Raw genomic sequence first — 17541 nt, 5'->3', positions numbered from 1 at the left:
TTTTCCAGCCCCGGCCGGCATCACCACTCGGGCCGTCCGGCGTGTGAGGAGGAGCCCGTTCAGGCCGAGGCCTGGGGGTAGGCCTGGGGGTGCGGCCCCGGGCACGCCGAGGGGTCGCCGAAGAGGGTTCGCCTACGTCGGGTCCAGGCCATGGCTCCGAAGCCACGGCAGCGGGTCGATCGCCGAGCCCCCGGCCGGGCGGACCTCGAAGTGCAGGTGCGGTCCGGTCGAGTTGCCGGAGTTCCCGGAGAACGCGATCGGGTCGCCGGCCTTCACGGTCGTACCGGACGCCACCTTGTACGTGGACAGGTGGCAGTACCAGGTCTCCGTACCGTCCTTGGCCGTCACTATCGCCATGTTCCCGTACGCGCTGTTCCACTGCGTCCGCACGGTTCCGTCGGTCGCGGCCAGCACGGTGGTGCCGTACGAGACGGGGAAGTCGATGCCGGTGTGTACGGACATCCAGTTGATGCCGGCCTGGCCGTAGTAGGCGCTGAGCCCCTTCTGCGCGACCGGCAGCGCGAACTTCGGACGCAGCCGCTCCTTGCGGGCCGCCTCCGCCGCCGCCTTCTGCTTCTCGGCGGCCTGCTGGGCCTTGAGGTCGATACGTTCCTGCGTTCGGCTAGCCCGGTCGGCGAAGTCGTCCGCGCCCGCGGAGAGGCTCTCGATCTGGGTGTCGAGCTTGTTGTTCGCGGCGGACGGCTTCACAGCGATCGCGTCGGCGGCGCTGGCCGTCGTGTGCGCGTCCTTGCTGTCGCTGCTGCCGACGCCGACGGACGCGGCGGCGATCCCGGCGACCCCCATCACACAGGCCGACGGCACGGCGACGGTCAGCAGCGCGGAGCGCCTGGCCGGAATGCGGCGGCGGGAACGGGAGGCGGTGCGCGACGCGGCGCGGGAACCCGGAACCGGAGTGACCTCCTCCTGGTCGTCGAGGAGCGGAATGTCTCCGGGGGCCTCGACGCCGTGTTCGCCGTGTTCGCCGAGTTCTTCGTGCTCGGGAGAGATCTGCTCGAACGTCGCCGTGGCCTGCTGGTCGAACGGTTCCGGGGTGACCTGCTCGAACGTCGCCGTGGCCTGCTGATCGAACGGTTCCTGCGTGACCTGCTCGAACGTCGCCGTGGCCTGCTGGTCGAACGGTTCCGGGGCCGACTGGTCCTGCGTCTCGTGCGCGGCCGTGCCGTCCGAGTTCCACTGCGTGGCGTCGTACGCACCCGTGTCGAAGGCCTGCGTGCCCCATTCCCACTGCTGGGTCCGGTCGGCCGGAGCGGTCTGGTCGCCGTGGTGCCAGGAGCCGGCGTCCCACTGGCCCGAGGCGTCGGGGCCCGGGTGCTGCGAGGGAATGTCGGCGAGCTGCTGGTAGCCGGTCGCCCACGCGGTCGCGTCATAGGCGCCCGTGTCGTACGCGGCCTGATGCTGAGCCGCGTACGCGTCGTAGTTCAGCGTCTGATGGGTACCGGTGCCGAGCGTTTCGTGGCTGCCGGTGGACCACTGCGTGGCGTCGTACGAGCCGGTGGTGCCGTCACCCGGCATATCGCCGAAGAGGGGGTCGGTCGCGAAGCTCGCCATCTGATGGCCGCCGGTCGCGAAACCGTTGGCGGAGCCGTCGGCGTACGTAGTGAACTCGCCGTACTGGCCACCCTGCCCGCCATATGCCGCGTAGTGCGCCGAAGCGGCATCGGAAGCCGGAGCCGGGGGAGTAACGGTCCCCGACGGGTGACGGTCGTTCACCAACTTCTCTTTCGCCTCGACAACAGGGGCTGGCAGAGCAGTCTCGACAACAGGGGCTGGCGGAGCAGTGCGGCGACTGTACCCGGCGGTACGCGGGCGCGACAATCTTCCGCAGGTTTCGCGCTCGCAGGAAACGGGCATTCGGCCGTGTTTTGGCGGTCTGTGGACACGGCCTTGGCCTGGTGTTCGATGATTGTTCGAGCTCGGATGGCTCTCTGCTGGGGTCGAGTGACGGCTGTGCGCGGGTTGTCAGGAGGCTGTCGTCAGGAGGATGTCCCGCGGAGGCTCACGCCACCGTCAGGCCGTCGGTGCGGGGGGCGGCTTCGGCTCCCGTGCCCTCGGAGTCGAGTGCCTGCCGTATCCCGGTCGCCACGGCGGGGTGCACGGGCAGTGCGAGATGTCCGATACCGCTGACCCGCACGTTCTGCACCATCAGGTCGGGGTGCTCGACGCAGGCCGTCTCCAGCGGATCCATCAGGTGGTCCAGATCGCTCCAGAAGCTGACGAAGTGCGTACGGCAGCCCGGTGCGGGCCGCTGGAGCTCCTCGATCACCTCGGAACCCGGGCGCATCTGACGGACGATCGGGTGCGCGTTCGCCAGCGGCGCGACCCGGGTGCCGGAGTGCGGGGTGCCCAGCGTGACGAGCGTGCGGACGCGGATGTCGCCGCCGAGGCACTGCACGTAGTACCGCGCGATCAGTCCGCCGAGGCTGTGCCCGACGATGTCGACCCGTGCGTGTCCCGTGCGCTCGCAGATCACCTCTATGTGCCGGCCGAGCAGCTCGGCGGCGGTACGGATGTCGCACGTCAGCGGTGAGTAGTTGAGCGACTCGATCTGCTGCCTGCCGTGCTGGGTGAGGGAACGGCGCAGCAGGACGAAGACCGAGCGGTTGTCTATGAAGCCATGGAGGAGGACGACCGGGGGCTTGGCCTCGGTGGGCAGCGGTGCGGTCTCCGCCGGAAGCGGGGGCGGTCCGGCGCGGCGCTCCTGTGCGATCCCGGAGGGATAGAGGATGAGGTGGCCCGCGAGGATCGCGATCTCCAGGGCGGTCGCCTTCAGGAGGGCCACGGAGAGTCCGGCCAGTTTGCTGGGGAACAGACATCGGCAGAGTGGCAGAAAGGGCTGCACTGCCCCGGTGACCTTCATGGCCGACCTCCCGTCGGCACGCGGGAGAACGGCTCTGTCCCCCGTGTGCCCTCGTGGAAAGTCGCGACGCCGGTGGTGACGGTGATGGCCGACGGTGCGTGTGCGGCGCGTGGTGCACCGGTGACGCGACGGAGCATTCCGCCGTCGTGGGGACGTGGTGCCTCGCCTCTCTCGTGGCGCGGTGCTGCGTCGTCCTCGTACGTCGGGCGTGGCTCCCTGTTGTCGTGCCCTCGCCTGTCTGCCTCACCACCACGGCGCCCCGCTGGCGGCGGAGTGGTGCGGCTACCTCGTAGCGGCTCTCCTTGCGCACGGTCCGGTAGCGGCACGTCTGCCGCGGATGGCCGCGGCCCGTGTGCCGCAGAAGCGTGGAACCCTGCGCGGCGAACGTGTCCCATTGTGTGATTTCCCCCTCGGTGTGTGCCGCGAAACTGCCGGTTGCGGGATGCTGTCGATAACGTTCGTTCACTTCCCCGGTCGGTGCGGCGGGGGCTACCTGTGTGGGTACAGGTCGGTGTAGTCGGTTCATGGAGGCAGTGATGGGTGTGGCAGCCGGTCCGATCCGCGTGGTGGTGGCCAAGCCGGGGCTCGATGGCCACGATCGCGGGGCCAAGGTGATCGCGCGGGCGCTGCGCGATGCCGGTATGGAGGTCATTTACACGGGGCTGCACCAGACGCCGGAGCAGATCGTGGGCACGGCCATCCAGGAGGACGCCGACGCGATCGGGCTGTCGATCCTGTCCGGGGCGCACAACACGTTGTTCGCGGCGGTCATCGATCTGCTCAAGGAGCGCGATGCCGAGGACATCAAGGTGTTCGGTGGCGGCATCATCCCCGAGGCGGACATCGCGCCGCTGAAGGAGAAGGGTGTCGCGGAGATCTTCACTCCGGGGGCGACCACGGCGTCGATCGTGGAGTGGGTGCGGGCGAACGTGCGGCAGCCTGCCGGGGCGTAGCCCCTGCGCGGGCGCCGGTGCGTACTCCGTCCGGTGGGTGGGCCGGGGCCGCGCCGGTGTGGCTTTCCGCCGCGCGGGACGTACGGCTGCCTGCCGGTCATTGACGCGGTGGGCGGAGAAGCTTGTGAGCGACGGGCGTGGCCTGCCGGTACGGCCCTTTCCGAGCGGGTGCGGGTGCTCGGGGGCCGGGAGCGGCACGGATGGGCGCAGGCGCCGAGCTGCCCGCACGGGTAAGCGGCCCCGCGCCAGCACGGGCCCCGGGTGTCCGGACAGCGCAGGTGAGGGGTGCGTCGTCATGGGCCCTCCAGCTCCTCCCGCATCGCCGCCCGCAGGCGCAACGTGGTCGTGAGGCGCTGGAAGGCCTCCGCCCAGTAACCACCCGCCCCCGGAGACGCGTCCTCCGGTTCGTCGGGTACGGCCGTCAGGGCGTCGAGGCGGCCGGCCTCCGCAGGATCGAGGCAGCGTTCCGCCAGCCCCATCACCCCGCTGAAGCTCCACGGATAACTCCCCGCGTCCCGGGCGATGTTCAGCGCGTCTACCACTGCCCGCCCCAGCGGCGCCGCCCACGGCACCGCACACACCCCGAGCAGCTGAAACGCCTCCGACAGCCCGTGCGTGGCGACGAACCCCGCGACCCAGTCCGCCCGCTCCGCGGCACCCAGCGTCGCCAGCAGCTTCGCCCGCTCCGCCAGCGACACCGCCCCCGGCCCTCCGGCCTCCGGGGCCGACGGCGACCCCAGCAGCGCCCTGGACCAGCGGGGGTCCCGCTGCCGTACCGCCGCCCGGCACCACGCCGCGTGGAGCTCGCTCCGCCAGTCGTCCGCCACCGGCAACGCGACCACCTCCTCCGGCGTACGCCCCCCGAGCCGGTTCTGCCACGTCCCGAGCGGTGCCGCCTCCACCAGCTGGCCCAGCCACCACGACCGCTCACCCCGTCCCGCCGGCGCCTTGGCCACCACGCCGTCGCGCTCCATGCCCGCGTCGCACTCGTGCGGTGCCTCGACCACCAGCGTCGGCACCCGACGCGTACGGTCCACCGCCACGCAGGAGCCCGCGCGGTCCGCCATCCGTCCGGCCAGCGCCGATTCCGGCAGCGCCGACAGCAGCTCCGCCGCCGTGGCCCGCACATTGCGGCTCCGATCGGAGAGCGACTGCTCCAGGAACGGCTCGTCCGCGGCCGCCAGGCCCGCCCGGAGTGAGTCGAGGAACATCAGCCGGTCCTCGGCCCGCTCCGTCGCCCACGTCGTGGCGAGCAGCTCACGGGCGGTTTCGGGGCTCTGCGCCCGGAGGGTGGTGAGCAGCGCCACCCGTTCCGCGAACAGGCCTTCCTGCCAGAGCTGTCGTATGCGGTCCGACTCCTGCGGGAGCGGCAGCTCGGCGCCGCCGCCCGGCGCGGCGCGCAGCGCGAAGCGCCAGTCCGGGTTCAGCCGGGCCAGCCACAGCGCGCGCGGGCCCGCGAAGGCCAGGACCGCCGGGCGCAGATCCGTACGTCCCCTGGCCGCGTCCAGCAGCGTGGGCAAGGTCTGCGGGGGTGCGGCGAAACCGCGCGCGTTCGCCAGGGAGAGCCACTGCGGCAGCAGTTCCATGAGGTCGGGCGCAGCCCCTCTGCGGCCGCCGCCGCCCGTGCCGGGCCGGTCCGCCAGCAGCATCGACAGCCGGCGCGCCGCAGCGGGCGGCAGCTGCGGACGCGGATCCGCCGCCGCAGGCTCCGGCCGTGCCGCCGCCCGCGCGGGACGCAGCCCGGCCCTTCGCCGTACGGTCTCCACGGCCGCGATGTCCAGCAGCGCCGCCGGTGCCTCCCGACCGGACGCCGGCCCCGGTGGCGTCCGCCGGTCCGTCCCGAGCAGCGCGACAGTCACCAGCTCTTCCCAGGGCGCGACGGAGGGCGCGGCCGGGCTGCCGGGCGTGGGGGCGGGCGCGGGTGATGTGCTCATGCGAGGCCCTTCCGTCATGCGAGTCCCCTGTGCGCAGTCGATCGGAGTGGTGTCGGTCAGCACAGCGCCACCGCCTCTCCCGTCTCCTCCGGCCAGGCCGTCAGGGGAGTGAAGCCCCGGTGGCCGCACTCGCCGAAGACCGTGACCGGGGCACCGCCCGAGAGGGCGATCAGGCGCCACAGGCCCGGGCGGGAGCGGGCCGCCGGCGTGAGGGGGAGGGCCAGGTCGCCGTACGCGTCGGCCAGCTGCCAGGTGTCGTCCGCCGGGGTCGGTACGACGCGGCCCAGCGTCACCGGGAACGAGTCCAGCCACGGGTCGTCCCTGAGCGCCCGGCCGTAGCGGGCCGCCGCCTCGGCCGGGCTGATGCCCGGTGGCCGTGTCGAGGCGGGGGCGGGCGGTGTGAACTGCTCGCCCAGGGCCGCCCGCAGCTGACCCGCACCCGGGTACGCGGACACTTCCGCCTCGACGGCCAGGCCCACCGGAAGCGTCAACTCCGGTGCGCGCCCCGCCGCCCCGTAGGAGAGGAGCAGCGGCGTGCGCCCGGACGCCTCGCCGTGGAGCCAGATCCGGCGAGTGGTGAGCCGGCTGTCCGACGTGTCGTACTGGGCCAGGACCAGCCAGCGGTCGCGCACCGGCGGGCCGTCGGGCGAGCCGGGCAGGCCGATCCGGGAACGGACGGTCGCCGCGAGCCCGTCCGGCAGATCCTCGCGGCGCAGCCAGCCCTGGTCGAGGAGGTGGAGCAGGGCACACTCCTCCAGCAGACGGACCGGCCAGCCCGGACCGGACGACGGGATCGCCCCCAACTCCCGCACCCGCGCGGCCAGTCCCGGAGCCTGCGCGTCCACCATGCGGGCCGCCGTCTCCTCCCACAGCCCGTACCCCTCCCGCTCGGCCGCGGCCAGGCCGCCGCGCAGCAGATCGGCCAGCCGCTGCTCCAGCTCCGCCGCACCCGCCGTGATCCGCTCGGCCCGGCGCTCCGCCCTGCGCCGCGCCGCCTCCGGATCACCGGACGCGGAACCCGCCGTGCTTGCCGTCCGTTTCTCCTCCGCGCGCTGCTTGCGCCCCCTTGTCCACTGCTCCGCCCAGTCCGGCGCCTGCCCCAGCGGCACCGCACCGTCCTCGCCCGCCCAGAGCAGCAGCAGCCCCAGCGCGTGCTTGCACGGGAACTTGCGGCTCGGGCAACTGCACTTGTACGCGGGCCCGGTGGCGTCCGCGATGTCGACGACCGTCTGATACGGCTTGCTGCCACTGCCCTTGCACAGTCCCCACACCGTCCCCTCCTCGGAACGGCCGGCCTCCGACCACGGGCCGGCCGCGCCGAGTTTGCTTCCCGCTTTGCGTGACGAGGCGTCAGGCGCCAGTGCCAGCACCTGATCCGCAGTCCAGCGCACCCCCTGCTGAGTCATGCCATCGAAGGTAGATCCCCCCACTGACAATCGACTGCCGTGCCTGCATTTGTGCAGGTCAGAGCGCATTGTCAGTGGTGTGGTGCACGGTGGAACCAGATCCGAGCCGATCGAGCTGGAGGGGGACCGCTCCATGTCCGTGTCCGTCGAACCGACGTCCGTCGACCCGAGCCCCGACAAGTCCGCGCCCGCGAACGCGAGCGGGAGAGCGGACGCGAGTGCGCGTCCGTCCACGGGCGAGAGCGCGCGTCCGTCCGGGGGAGAGACGCCCGAGGTCCTGCGACCGCACGCCGAGGTCACCTTCGCCGCCGAACTCGCGGCGCTGGCCGCACAGGACGACCGGCCGCGCCCGGTCCGGTGGCGGCTGTCGCCGTGGGCCGTGGCGACGTATCTGCTGGGCGGCACACTGCCGGACGGCACGGTCATCACACCGAAGTACGTGGGCCCGCGGCGCATCGTCGAGGTCGCCGTCACCACCCTCGCCACCGACCGGGCCCTGCTGCTGCTCGGGGTGCCCGGCACCGCGAAGACATGGGTGTCCGAGCATCTGGCCGCCGCCGTCAGCGGAGACTCCACACTCCTGGTGCAGGGCACGGCCGGCACACCGGAGGAGGCGATCCGCTACGGCTGGAACTACGCGCAGCTGCTCGCGCACGGCCCGAGCCGGGACGCGCTGGTGCCGAGCCCGGTCATGCGGGCCATGGCCGACGGAATGACGGCCCGCGTCGAGGAACTGACCCGCGTTCCGGCGGACGTCCAGGACACCCTGATCACGATCCTGTCGGAAAAGACCCTGCCGATCCCGGAGCTGGGGCAGGAGGTGCAGGCCGTACGCGGCTTCAACCTGATCGCGACGGCCAACGACCGGGACCGCGGGGTCAATGAGCTGTCGAGCGCGCTGCGCCGCCGTTTCAACACGGTGGTGCTGCCGCTGCCGGAGAGCGCCGACGCCGAGGTCGACATCGTCTCCCGCCGGGTGGACCAGATCGGCCGCTCGCTCGATCTGCCGGCCGTGCCCGACGGCGTCGACGAGATCCGCCGGGTCGTCACGGTCTTCCGCGAGCTGCGTGACGGCGTCACGACCGACGGGCGTACGAAGCTGAAGTCACCCAGCGGCACGCTCTCCACCGCGGAGGCGATCTCCGTCGTCACCAACGGGCTTGCCCTGGCCGCCCACTTCGGTGACGGCGTGCTGCGCGCGAGCGATGTCGCCGCGGGCATCCTCGGCGCCGTCGTCCGCGACCCGGCGGCCGACCGCGTGATCTGGCAGGAGTACCTGGAGGCGGTCGTCCGCGAGCGCGACGGGTGGATGGACTTCTACCGGGCGTGCCGGGAGGTGAGCGCATGAGTGACTCCGGATGCGACGCCGTGCGGGGGTTCTGGCACGGGGCGGGGGTCCTGGTGACGCGCTGTCTTGAGGACGGTGCCGGGGGCCGGGGTGCCAGGGAGGGGCTGGAGGACCTGGAGCACCTGGAGTTCAAGGACTTGGGCTGGACCCGGCGGCGAGGGGGATCGTGTGGCAGGCGATGAGGAGGCTCAGTCCGTAGGCGTAGGCGTAGGCGTCGACGTGGCCGTGGGTGGGGGCGGAGACGGCGGTGAGCGGCCGTTGTTGCTCGGCGTGCGGCATCACGGGCCCGGTTCGGCGCGGGCCGTACGGGCGGCTCTGGAAGCGGCGCGGCCGCGGGCCGTGCTGATCGAGGGGCCCCCGGAGGCGGACGCCCTGATCCCGCTCGCCGGGGACGAGGAGATGCGGCCGCCCGTGGCGCTGCTCGCCCATGCCGTGGAAGAGCCGGGGCGGTCGGCGTTCTGGCCGCTGGCCGAGTTCTCCCCGGAGTGGGTCGCGATCCGCTGGTCCCTCGAACACGGGGTGCCGGCCCGCTTCATCGACCTCCCGGCGACGCACACGCTGGCCTGGGACAAGGAGGAACCGGCCGCGGAGAAGGAGCCCTTGCCGCAGCCCGTCGACGAGGCCGTCCGGGTCGACCCCCTGGCCGTACTCGCCGAAGCCGCCGGGTACGACGACCCGGAGCGCTGGTGGGAGGACGTGGTCGAGCACCGGGGGACGGGGGGTGACGTGTTCGCGCCGTTCACGGTGCTCGAGGAGGCCATGGGGGCGCTGCGGGAGGCGTACGGCACCGGGGGGCACGAGCGGGACCTCGTTCGGGAGGCGTACATGCGGCTCCAGGTGCGGGCGGCCCAGCGGGAGTTCGGTGACGACGTGGCGGTCGTGTGCGGTGCCTGGCATGTGCCCGCGCTGCGGCGGAAGGCCACCGTCGCCGCCGACCGGGCCCTGCTGAAGGGGCTGCCCAAGGTGAAGACCGACATGACCTGGGTGCCGTGGACGCACCGGCGGCTGGCCCGGGCCAGTGGGTACGGCGCCGGGATCGACTCGCCCGGCTGGTACGGGCATCTGTTCGGCGTTCCCGACCGGCCGGTCGAGCGATGGCTGACCAAGGTGGCCGGGCTGCTGCGCGAGGAGGACCGGATCGTCTCGTCCGCCCACGTCATCGAGGCGGTGCGGCTGGCCGAAACGCTCGCGGTGATGCGCGGACGTCCGCTGCCCGGGCTGACCGAGACGACCGACGCCGTTCGGGCGGTGATGTGCGAGGGCTCGGACGTGCCGTTGGCGCTGGTGCACGACCGGCTCGTGGTCGGCGATGTACTGGGGGAGGTCCCCGAGTCGGCTCCCGCCGTCCCGTTGCAGCGGGACCTGACCCGGCTCCAGCGACGGTTGCGGCTCAAACCGGAGCCGCTGGAGCGGGAGGTGGAGCTGGACCTGCGCAAAGAGACCGACGCCGAGCGCAGCAGGCTGCTGCACCGGCTCCGTCTGCTGCGCGTGGCGTGGGGCGAGCCCGCCGCGTCGCGCGGCAGCACCGGTACGTTCCGGGAGACCTGGCGGCTGCGCTGGGAGCCGGAGCTGTCGGTACGGGTCGCGGAAGCCGGGGTGTGGGGCACCACCGTGCTCGCCGCCGCGACCGCCAAGGCCGAGGCGGACGCGGTCGCCGCGCAGGCGCTGGCCGAGGTCACGGCGCTCGCCGAGCGCTGTCTGCCGGCCGGACTCCCGGGCGCGCTGCCCGTCGTGATGCGCGTCCTCGCCGACCGCGCGGCACTCGACACCGATGTCGGCCATCTCGCCCAGGCCCTGCCCGCCCTGGTCCGCTCCCTGCGCTACGGCGATGTGCGCGGCACGGACACGAAGGCACTGGCCGGGGTCGCGACGGGCCTCGCTGAACGCGTGTTCGTCGGACTGCCGCCCGCGTGCGCCGCGCTCGGCACGGAGGCGGCGGAGGAGATGCGCCGCCATGTGGACGCGGTGCACGGGGCGGTGGGTCTGCTGGGGGAGGGGACCGCGGCTCGGCAGGGCGACGAGGGCTCGGGCCAGGGCGGTACCGGCATACGCGAACGCTGGCACTCCGTGCTGCGGGTCCTCTCCGGGCGGGACACCGTACCCGGAGTGATCCGTGGGCGCGCCGTGCGACTGCTCCTGGACGACGGGGCGCTGGCGCAGGACGAGGCCGCACGGCTGATGGGGCTCGTGCTGTCGCCGGGGACGGCGCCGGGGGACGCGGCCGCGTGGATCGAGGGGTTCGTCGGGGGCGGTTCCGGCGGCGGGATGCTGCTCGTGCACGACGAGCGGCTGCTCGGGCTGGTGGACGCCTGGCTGACCGGGGTACCGGCGGAGGCGTTCACCGACGTACTGCCCCTGCTGCGGCGCACCTTCTCGGCATACGAGCCCGGGGTGCGCAGAACGCTGGGCGAGCTGGTGCGGCGCGGACCGGGGGCGCGGGGGAGTGCCGCGGCCGTCGGCTCGGGCACCCCCGGATACGCCACCGACCTCGACACCGAGCGGGCCGACGCGGTGCTGCCGGTGCTGCGCCTGCTGCTCGGGCTGGACGACCTCGCCGACGGCGACACCAACGACCTTGTGGGGGTGACTCGATGACCGCACACGCGACCGACCGAGCGGGGACGACGACGCCGGCCGCCCGCCTGGCCGACGGCGCCCGCGTGGCTGACGCCGCTCGCCCGGCTGACGGCGCCCGTCCAGCCGACGCCGCCCGCCCGGCCGGTGCCGGCGAGAGGCTGCGTCGCTGGCGGCTGGTGCTCGGAGGGGACGCGGCGGACGGCACCGGGTGTGGGCTCGCCGGGCAGGACGCCGCGATGGACGGGGCGCTGACCGCGCTGTACGGGAAGGGGGACAAACCGCAGACGGGCCGAGACCGTTCGGCGGGGCTCGGGGCGTCCGCGCCGTCCGTCGCCCGCTGGCTCGGGGACATCCGGACGTACTTCCCCTCCTCGGTCGTCCAGGTGATGCAGCGGGACGCCATCGACCGGCTCGGGCTGTCCACCCTCCTGCTCGAGCCGGAGATGCTGGAGGCGGTGGAGGCCGACGTGCACCTCGTGGGCACGCTGCTCTCGCTCAACAAGGCGATGCCGGACACCACGAAGGAGACGGCGCGGGCCGTGGTGCGCAAGGTCGTCGAGGACCTGGAGAAGCGGCTGGCCACCCGCACCCGGGCCACCCTCACCGGTGCCCTCGACCGCAGTGCCCGCATCACCCGCCCACGCCATCACGACATCGACTGGAACCGCACGATCGCGGCCAACCTCAAGCACTACCTGCCGGAGTACCGCACGATCGTGCCCGAGCGGCTCATCGGCTACGGACGCGCCTCGCAGTCCGTCAAGAAGGAGGTCGTCCTCTGTATCGACCAGTCGGGGTCGATGGCGGCGTCCGTCGTCTACGCCTCGGTGTTCGGTGCGGTGCTCGCCTCCATGCGGTCCATCGCCACCCGGCTCGTCGTCTTCGACACGGCCGTCGTCGACCTCACCGACCAGCTCGACGATCCGGTCGACGTCCTCTTCGGCACCCAGCTCGGCGGCGGTACGGACATCAACAGGGCGCTCGCGTACTGCCAGTCGCAGATCACCCGGCCCGCCGACACGGTCGTCGTCCTCATCAGTGACCTCTACGAAGGCGGGATACGCGACGAGATGCTCAAGCGGGTGGCGGCGATGAAGGCGTCGGGGGTGCAGTTCGTGACGCTGCTGGCGCTGTCCGACGAGGGGGCGCCCGCATACGACAGGGAGCACGCGGCGGCGCTCGCGGCGCTGGGCGCACCGGCGTTCGCCTGCACGCCCGACCTGTTCCCGGAGGTCATGGCGGCGGCGATCGAGAAGCGGCCCCTTCCGATACCGGACACGGCATGACGGAGGCTGAGAAACCGGATATGACTACCCATCGGTAATGGGGGGCTTGCGCAACCTCGGGAGTCCCGTGCGAGGATCGACGCCTCTTCACTTTCGAGTCGCTGTCGAGTCATCGTCGACTCACTGCCGTCTCGGTGCAGACGGTGCGCCGCGTCCGCCGTGTCCGCCGTGTTCCGTTCTGTACCGCCTCGTTTCGTCACGTTCCGCCGCACGGAGGCTCCGCCCGTCTTGACCCTGCCAGCCGCGCTGCCCTTCTCCGGTGCCGCTCTGCGTGTGATGCGCGGGGCGGCCGGACGGCGCGCGCTGCATGTGGTGGTGCTGGTGGGCGGGTTGTTCGCGCTGGGGCTCCTCTGCGGGGAGCAGGTGCATGCGGCGGACGGTACGCCGACGGTTTCGACAGCTGCGGAAACGGTTTCGGGGACGGCTCCGGGGGCGGCACCGCCAGCGTTCGTGCGGTCGGTGAAGGGGACGGCTCGGCAAGCCGGACGGACCATCAGCAGCGCGGCGGCCCAGGAACCGAAGGGCGCGCCCACGCCTGCGGCTCGCCCTGTACGCCCTGAAGCAACGGCCGTTCCCTCGGCACCCAAGGGATCCCCCGGAACGCCGTCCCGCGCGAACGCCGCAACGCCTTCCCGTGCGAACGCCGGAACGCCTTCCCGCGCGAATGTCGGCCCCGTCGCCGACGTCACCAAGACGGCCCCCGCCGTCCAGCGCGTCGTCCGTCCCGTCGCCGTCGGCCTCGCCGGTGGTGTCGTACGGCCGGTCGGGGATCTCGCGGACACGGTCGCCGACGGGCTGGCCGACGCGTCCTCGCAGGTGCCGGTGCCGTCGTTCCCTTCGCCTCCCTCGCCTCCTTCGCCTCCTTCGCTTCCCCCGCTCCCTTCGTTGCCCGCGCTCCCCGAGCCGCCCTCGCTGCCCGGTCTCCCGGGGCTGTCCGGTCTGCCCACGTCCCCGGTGCAGACCCTGCCGGCCCCGGCGAGTCCGCGGCAGCCGGGCGGCACGGCGGCGCACGCGGGTTCCGCGGAGCAGCGGGAGACCCAGGAATCACCGGCGGCATACGGTCCACCGGCCGTCGGCGCCTCCTCGGCCGGTGGGAACGTGATGCACCGCGCGCCCCACGGCGCAGGGCCCGCACAGGCGCCCGCGCAACAAGCCCCCGGTGACCCGACCGGCGAGCTCGGCCCGCAGTCGGCGGTCGACAACGGCGCGCCGCGGCACGGCGACGCACATGCCGTGACCCTGGACCACCGGGCGCCGCTGCGGCTGGTGCCCGGCGCCACCGCGGTCGTCACCGCGGACGGGACCCGGGACAGGTACCGGGACATTCCGGAGTTCCCCGGCTAGAGCCAGGCAGCCCCTCCCCGCCCCGACCTGTCGCGCGGGGGCGGAACAGGTCTGCCCGTCGTCCGGACACCCCTCCGGTCTCCGGACGGAAGCCACCGAAGCCCCTTGGCCGAGGCCTGACCGATGCGAAGTCGCTGGTCCCCATCCCCACTCTCCGGACCGCCCCACGCATCCGTCGGTCGACCGGCCGACCGGCACCGGTGCGCCCGAACTCCAGAACTCCCGAACTCCCTGGTCCGGGTTCTCAGAACCCGGAATCCCGGAATCCCGAAGGATCTGACGCAAGCATGAACAAGAACATCCGCCGTTCCATCGTCATAGCCGCAGGTGTCACCGGCGCGTGGGCGCTCGGTTCCGCCGTCGCCAGCGCGGACGAGCTGCCCGCGCCGTCCGTCTCCGTTCCCGACGCGGCCGACGCAACCGACGCGTCCGACGCGAGCGTCGACACCACGGACCCGTTGGGCGCGGTGACCGGCACGGTCGACGGCGTCGTCTCCGGCGTCCAGGACACGGCCACCGGCCTCACCGGCACCAATGGCACCACCGCCCGCGTCACCGACGCCACGACCTCCACGGTCACGGATGCCGCCGGCCAGACGAAGACGACGGCCGCCCGCACCACGAGCACGGCCACCACGGCCACGACAGCCGCAGCGGACCAGGCCGACCAGGCCCGCCGGTACGTCGACGCCGAGGTCCCCGTCTCCCACCTCTCCCACGCGCACACCGCGAACACCACGCACACCGTGCACGCCGCCCGGGGCAAGGCCACCGCGGTCGCGGACGGTGCCACGCGCGCGGTAGACGCGGCCGTGTCCGACGCGGGCGCCCCCCGGGGCGGGATCGACTACCTGTTCGGTCCCCTCTCGGCCTTCGCGCCCGAACTGGAGCAGGCCCTCGCGGCCGCCCAGACCAAGCTCCAGGGTGCTCAGGACGCCGCCCAGCCCAAGGCGCAGGGCGTCCAGGGCCTCGTACAGACGAAGGCGCAGACCACCACCGCGGGCGCGGGCCGTACCGCGGCGGGTGCGACGAGCGCCGCGCACCACGCGGTCGGCTACGCCCAGGGCCGCGCCACGGGCACGGTTGCCGCCGCCCGGGGCACGGCGGGCGAGGTCACGACGGCCGCCCACGCCACCGCCTCCGCCGTCCCCGGCCACCTCACGGGCACGGTCACGGGGGTCGAGCAGCAGGCGGTCGGCTCGGTCTTCGGCACGGTCGCCGGCGTCCCCGGCACGGTCCAGGGCGTCACCGCGACCGTCACCCCGGTCGTCGACGGGACGGCCGCCGCCGTTGTGCCGCCGGTCGCCGTGACCGCCGTCGACGGGGTCGCCCCGCTCGCCGACCACGCCGCCGGCAACGCGACCGGCCTGGCGTACGGCGTGGTGGCGGATGTGCAGCCGCTCGCGCGGGACGCGGCCGGCCATGCCACGACGCTCGCGTACGGCGTCACGGGCGACGTGCAGCCGCTGGCCTCGGGCGTGGTCCGGGACGCCGTGCACGAGACGGCCGCGTCCGTGCTGCCGCCCGTCGCCGCGACCGCCGTCCACGGGGTCGTCCCCGTCGCCGGGCAGGCGGCCGGGGACGCGACCGGCCTGGCGTACGGAGTCGTCGGCGACGTGCGGCCCTTCGCGGGCGGGGTCGTCGGCCAGGTTCCGCCGCTCGCCCAGGGTGTCGGCGGCAGCGCCACCGGGCTCGGCCACGGCGTCACCGACGAGGTGCAGCCGTTCACGAACGGCGTGGTCGGCTCGGTCCACCCGGCGGTGGACACCGTGGTCGGCTCGGTCCATCCGGCCGTGGACACCGTGGTCGGCGCGGTGCGGCCGGTCGTGGACACCGTGACCGGCGCGGTGCGGCCGGTCGTGGACACGGCGGTCGGCGCCGTCGGCCCGGTCGTCGACGGCGTCGGCGGCAGCGCCACGGGCCTCGCCTACGGAGTGGTGGGCGACGTACAGCCCTTCGCGGGCGGTGTGGCCGGCGCGGCCGACCCCTTCGCGCGGGGCGTCGTCGGCCAGGTCGGCCCGTTCGCGCAGGACCTGACCGGGACCGTCGAGTCGGCGGGCGGTCCGCTGGCCGGCCACGCCGTGACCGGCGTCCAGGGCGTCGCCGAGTCGGTCACCCCGGGCTACCTGCCGCACGTCCAGCACACCGGCGCGTACGGCACGTACAGCATCTGACCGGACCGCGCACCGTGCGGCTGCCGCCCGGCGGCACAGTCGCAGCGCATTCAACCGACTCCACGGGGAAACGGGACTTGGACGGCGGCCGAAAGCCATCGGTCCGTCCGACCGAAACCCTGCGGATGGGGCGGGGTGATCCCCATTGGGGTGGAGATCACCCGCCCTGGGCCCTTCCCAGCTGTTGAGGGCCTGTTCAAGGGGTCTCACCGGGCAAACCCCAGCCCGGTGAGGCCCTGCCCCGGCACCGCTCCGGCCGGATCTGTGACAGGTATCACCGCTCAGGTGTGATCTGCGATTTAGAGCCCCAGCTCAAGCGGCGATAACCTGCGAGACGGACATGCCGCGCGCTCGGACACCGTGTGCGCCACCCTTGTGACAGCGGACGTCACGTTGCCCTTCGCGGCACGCCCACGCAGACAACGAACCGCGAGATCACTGATAGGGACGGACGCGCGTGGACCTGTTCGAGTACCAGGCGAGGGACCTCTTCGCCAAGCACGGTGTACCGGTGCTGGCCGGTGAAGTCATCGACACGCCTGAGGCGGCCCGCGAGGCGACCGAGCGTCTTGGCGGCAAGTCCGTCGTCAAGGCCCAGGTGAAGGTCGGTGGCCGCGGCAAGGCCGGTGGCGTGAAGCTCGCCGCCACCCCGGACGAGGCCGTCGCTCGCGCGACGGACATCCTCGGCATGGACATCAAGGGCCACACGGTCCACAAGGTGATGATCGCCGAGACGGCTCCGGAGATTCTTGAGGAGTACTACGTCTCGTACCTCCTCGACCGCACCAACCGCACCTTCCTCGCCATGGCGTCCGTTCAGGGCGGCATGGACATCGAGGAGGTTGCCGAGAAGACCCCCGAGGCCCTTGCGAAGGTCCCGGTCGACGCTGTGGAAGGCGTCTCCATCGAGAAGGCCCGCGAGATCGTCGCCCTGGCGAAGTTCCCGGCCGAGGTCGCCGAGAAGGTCGCCGAGGTCCTCGTGACCCTGTGGGACACCTTCGTCGCCGAGGACGCGCTCCTCGTCGAGGTCAACCCGCTCGCCAAGGTCGCCTCCGGCGACATCCTGGCGCTGGACGGCAAGGTCTCCCTGGACGAGAACGCCGAGTTCCGCCAGGCCGACCACGCCGCCCTCGAGGACAAGGCGTCGGCCAACCCGCTCGAGGCCGCCGCCAAGGAGAAGAACCTCAACTACGTCAAGCTCGACGGCGAGGTCGGCATCATCGGCAACGGCGCGGGTCTCGTCATGAGCACCCTCGACGTCGTCGCGTACGCTGGTGAGAACCACGGCGGAGTCAAGCCCGCCAACTTCCTCGACATCGGCGGCGGCGCTTCCGCGCAGGTCATGGCCAACGGTCTCGAGATCATCCTCGGTGACCCGGACGTCAAGTCCGTCTTCGTCAACGTCTTCGGTGGCATCACCGCCTGTGACGAGGTCGCCAACGGCATCGTGCAGGCGCTGCAGCTGCTCGCCGACAAGGGCGAGGAAGTCACCAAGCCGCTGGTCGTGCGTCTCGACGGCAACAACGCCGAGCTGGGCCGCAGGATCCTGTCGGACGCCAACCACCCGCTGGTCCAGCGCGTGGACACCATGGACGGCGCGGCCGACAAGGCCGCCGAGCTCGCGGCTGCGAAGTAAGGGAC

The 17541-nt window shown here is 72.9% G+C and carries 12 protein-coding genes; 8 read left to right on the top strand and 4 right to left on the bottom strand.

Features of this window, described 5'->3' with window-relative positions; genetic code table 11:
* Nucleotides 1-132: 132 nt before the first annotated feature.
* Together SAVERM_RS17900 and SAVERM_RS17895 are read right to left on the bottom strand one after the other, a co-directional pair.
* Nucleotides 133-1731: a M23 family metallopeptidase gene (locus SAVERM_RS17900; RefSeq protein ID WP_010984893.1), complete on the bottom strand. Its 1599-nt coding sequence runs from the start codon at nt 1729-1731 to the stop codon at nt 133-135.
* 286 nt (nt 1732-2017) lie between these two features.
* Nucleotides 2018-2878 (bottom strand): esterase/lipase family protein, encoded by an 861-nt coding sequence (locus tag SAVERM_RS17895; RefSeq protein WP_010984892.1) that lies wholly within the window; start codon nt 2876-2878, stop codon nt 2018-2020.
* Nucleotides 2879-3414: 536 nt separating this feature from the next.
* On the opposite strand from SAVERM_RS17895, the gene SAVERM_RS17890 reads away from it, so the two are divergent.
* Entirely contained in the window at nt 3415-3831 is a 417-nt protein-coding gene (locus SAVERM_RS17890) for a coenzyme B12-dependent isobutyryl CoA mutase small subunit (RefSeq protein ID WP_010984891.1), read from the top strand.
* 293 nt (nt 3832-4124) lie between these two features.
* Here SAVERM_RS17890 and SAVERM_RS17885 read toward each other — a convergent pair whose 3' ends face one another.
* Entirely contained in the window at nt 4125-5765 is a 1641-nt protein-coding gene (locus SAVERM_RS17885) for a DUF5691 domain-containing protein (RefSeq protein ID WP_010984890.1), read from the bottom strand.
* Nucleotides 5766-5821: 56 nt separating this feature from the next.
* Nucleotides 5822-7171: an SWIM zinc finger family protein gene (locus SAVERM_RS17880; RefSeq protein WP_037644907.1), complete on the bottom strand. Its 1350-nt coding sequence runs from the start codon at nt 7169-7171 to the stop codon at nt 5822-5824.
* A gap of 133 nt (nt 7172-7304) precedes the next feature.
* Here SAVERM_RS17880 and SAVERM_RS17875 point away from each other — a divergent pair, with 133 nt between their 5' ends.
* The 7 genes from SAVERM_RS17875 (at nt 7305) to sucC (ending at nt 17536) form a co-directional block, all read left to right on the top strand.
* Nucleotides 7305-8519: an ATP-binding protein gene (locus SAVERM_RS17875; protein WP_037645205.1), complete on the top strand. Its 1215-nt coding sequence runs from the start codon at nt 7305-7307 to the stop codon at nt 8517-8519.
* Nucleotides 8516-8701, top strand: a complete 186-nt coding sequence (locus SAVERM_RS17870; protein WP_037644908.1) for a hypothetical protein — start codon at nt 8516-8518, stop codon at nt 8699-8701. Before SAVERM_RS17875 ends, SAVERM_RS17870 begins: the two co-directional genes overlap by 4 nt.
* Nucleotides 8702-8738: 37 nt before the next feature.
* Nucleotides 8739-11114, top strand: a complete 2376-nt coding sequence (locus tag SAVERM_RS17865) for a DUF5682 family protein (protein WP_042493212.1) — start codon at nt 8739-8741, stop codon at nt 11112-11114.
* Nucleotides 11111-12382 carry a VWA domain-containing protein gene (locus SAVERM_RS17860; RefSeq protein WP_137865224.1) on the top strand — a complete coding sequence of 424 codons (1272 nt, stop codon included), beginning with the start codon at nt 11111-11113 and terminating at the stop codon, nt 12380-12382. Before SAVERM_RS17865 ends, SAVERM_RS17860 begins: the two co-directional genes overlap by 4 nt.
* A gap of 228 nt (nt 12383-12610) precedes the next feature.
* The gene (locus SAVERM_RS42385; RefSeq protein ID WP_137865225.1) at nt 12611-13726 is read left to right on the top strand and encodes a hypothetical protein; all 1116 of its coding nucleotides are present in this window, start codon (nt 12611-12613) and stop codon (nt 13724-13726) included.
* A gap of 287 nt (nt 13727-14013) precedes the next feature.
* Nucleotides 14014-15900 carry a hypothetical protein gene (locus SAVERM_RS41715; RefSeq protein WP_010984884.1) on the top strand — a complete coding sequence of 629 codons (1887 nt, stop codon included), beginning with the start codon at nt 14014-14016 and terminating at the stop codon, nt 15898-15900.
* 457 nt (nt 15901-16357) lie between these two features.
* Nucleotides 16358-17536, top strand: coding sequence for an ADP-forming succinate--CoA ligase subunit beta (gene sucC, locus SAVERM_RS17845; protein ID WP_010984883.1), 1179 nt, complete (start codon nt 16358-16360; stop codon nt 17534-17536).
* Nucleotides 17537-17541: the final 5 nt, after the last annotated feature.

The organism is Streptomyces avermitilis MA-4680 = NBRC 14893 (assembly GCF_000009765.2).
In the GTDB taxonomy this organism is placed as follows: domain Bacteria; phylum Actinomycetota; class Actinomycetes; order Streptomycetales; family Streptomycetaceae; genus Streptomyces; species Streptomyces avermitilis.
Note: the sequence above shows the minus strand (reverse complement) of the source record. Positions and strands in the feature narration are given on the sequence as shown.

Bases quoted from the DNA above. Each gene is read 5' to 3' on its own strand.
- SAVERM_RS17890 (WP_010984891.1), top strand. From the start codon at position 3,415: ATGGGTGTGGCAGCCGGTCCGATCCGCGTGGTGGTGGCCAAGCCGGGG.
- SAVERM_RS17880 (WP_037644907.1), bottom strand. From the start codon at position 7,171: ATGACTCAGCAGGGGGTGCGCTGGACTGCGGATCAGGTGCTGGCACTG.
- SAVERM_RS41715 (WP_010984884.1), top strand. From the start codon at position 14,014: ATGAACAAGAACATCCGCCGTTCCATCGTCATAGCCGCAGGTGTCACC.
- SAVERM_RS17860 (WP_137865224.1), top strand. From the start codon at position 11,111: ATGACCGCACACGCGACCGACCGAGCGGGGACGACGACGCCGGCCGCC.
- SAVERM_RS17885 (WP_010984890.1), bottom strand. From the start codon at position 5,765: ATGAGCACATCACCCGCGCCCGCCCCCACGCCCGGCAGCCCGGCCGCG.
- SAVERM_RS17875 (WP_037645205.1), top strand. From the start codon at position 7,305: ATGTCCGTGTCCGTCGAACCGACGTCCGTCGACCCGAGCCCCGACAAG.
- SAVERM_RS17895 (WP_010984892.1), bottom strand. From the start codon at position 2,878: ATGAAGGTCACCGGGGCAGTGCAGCCCTTTCTGCCACTCTGCCGATGT.
- SAVERM_RS17870 (WP_037644908.1), top strand. From the start codon at position 8,516: ATGAGTGACTCCGGATGCGACGCCGTGCGGGGGTTCTGGCACGGGGCG.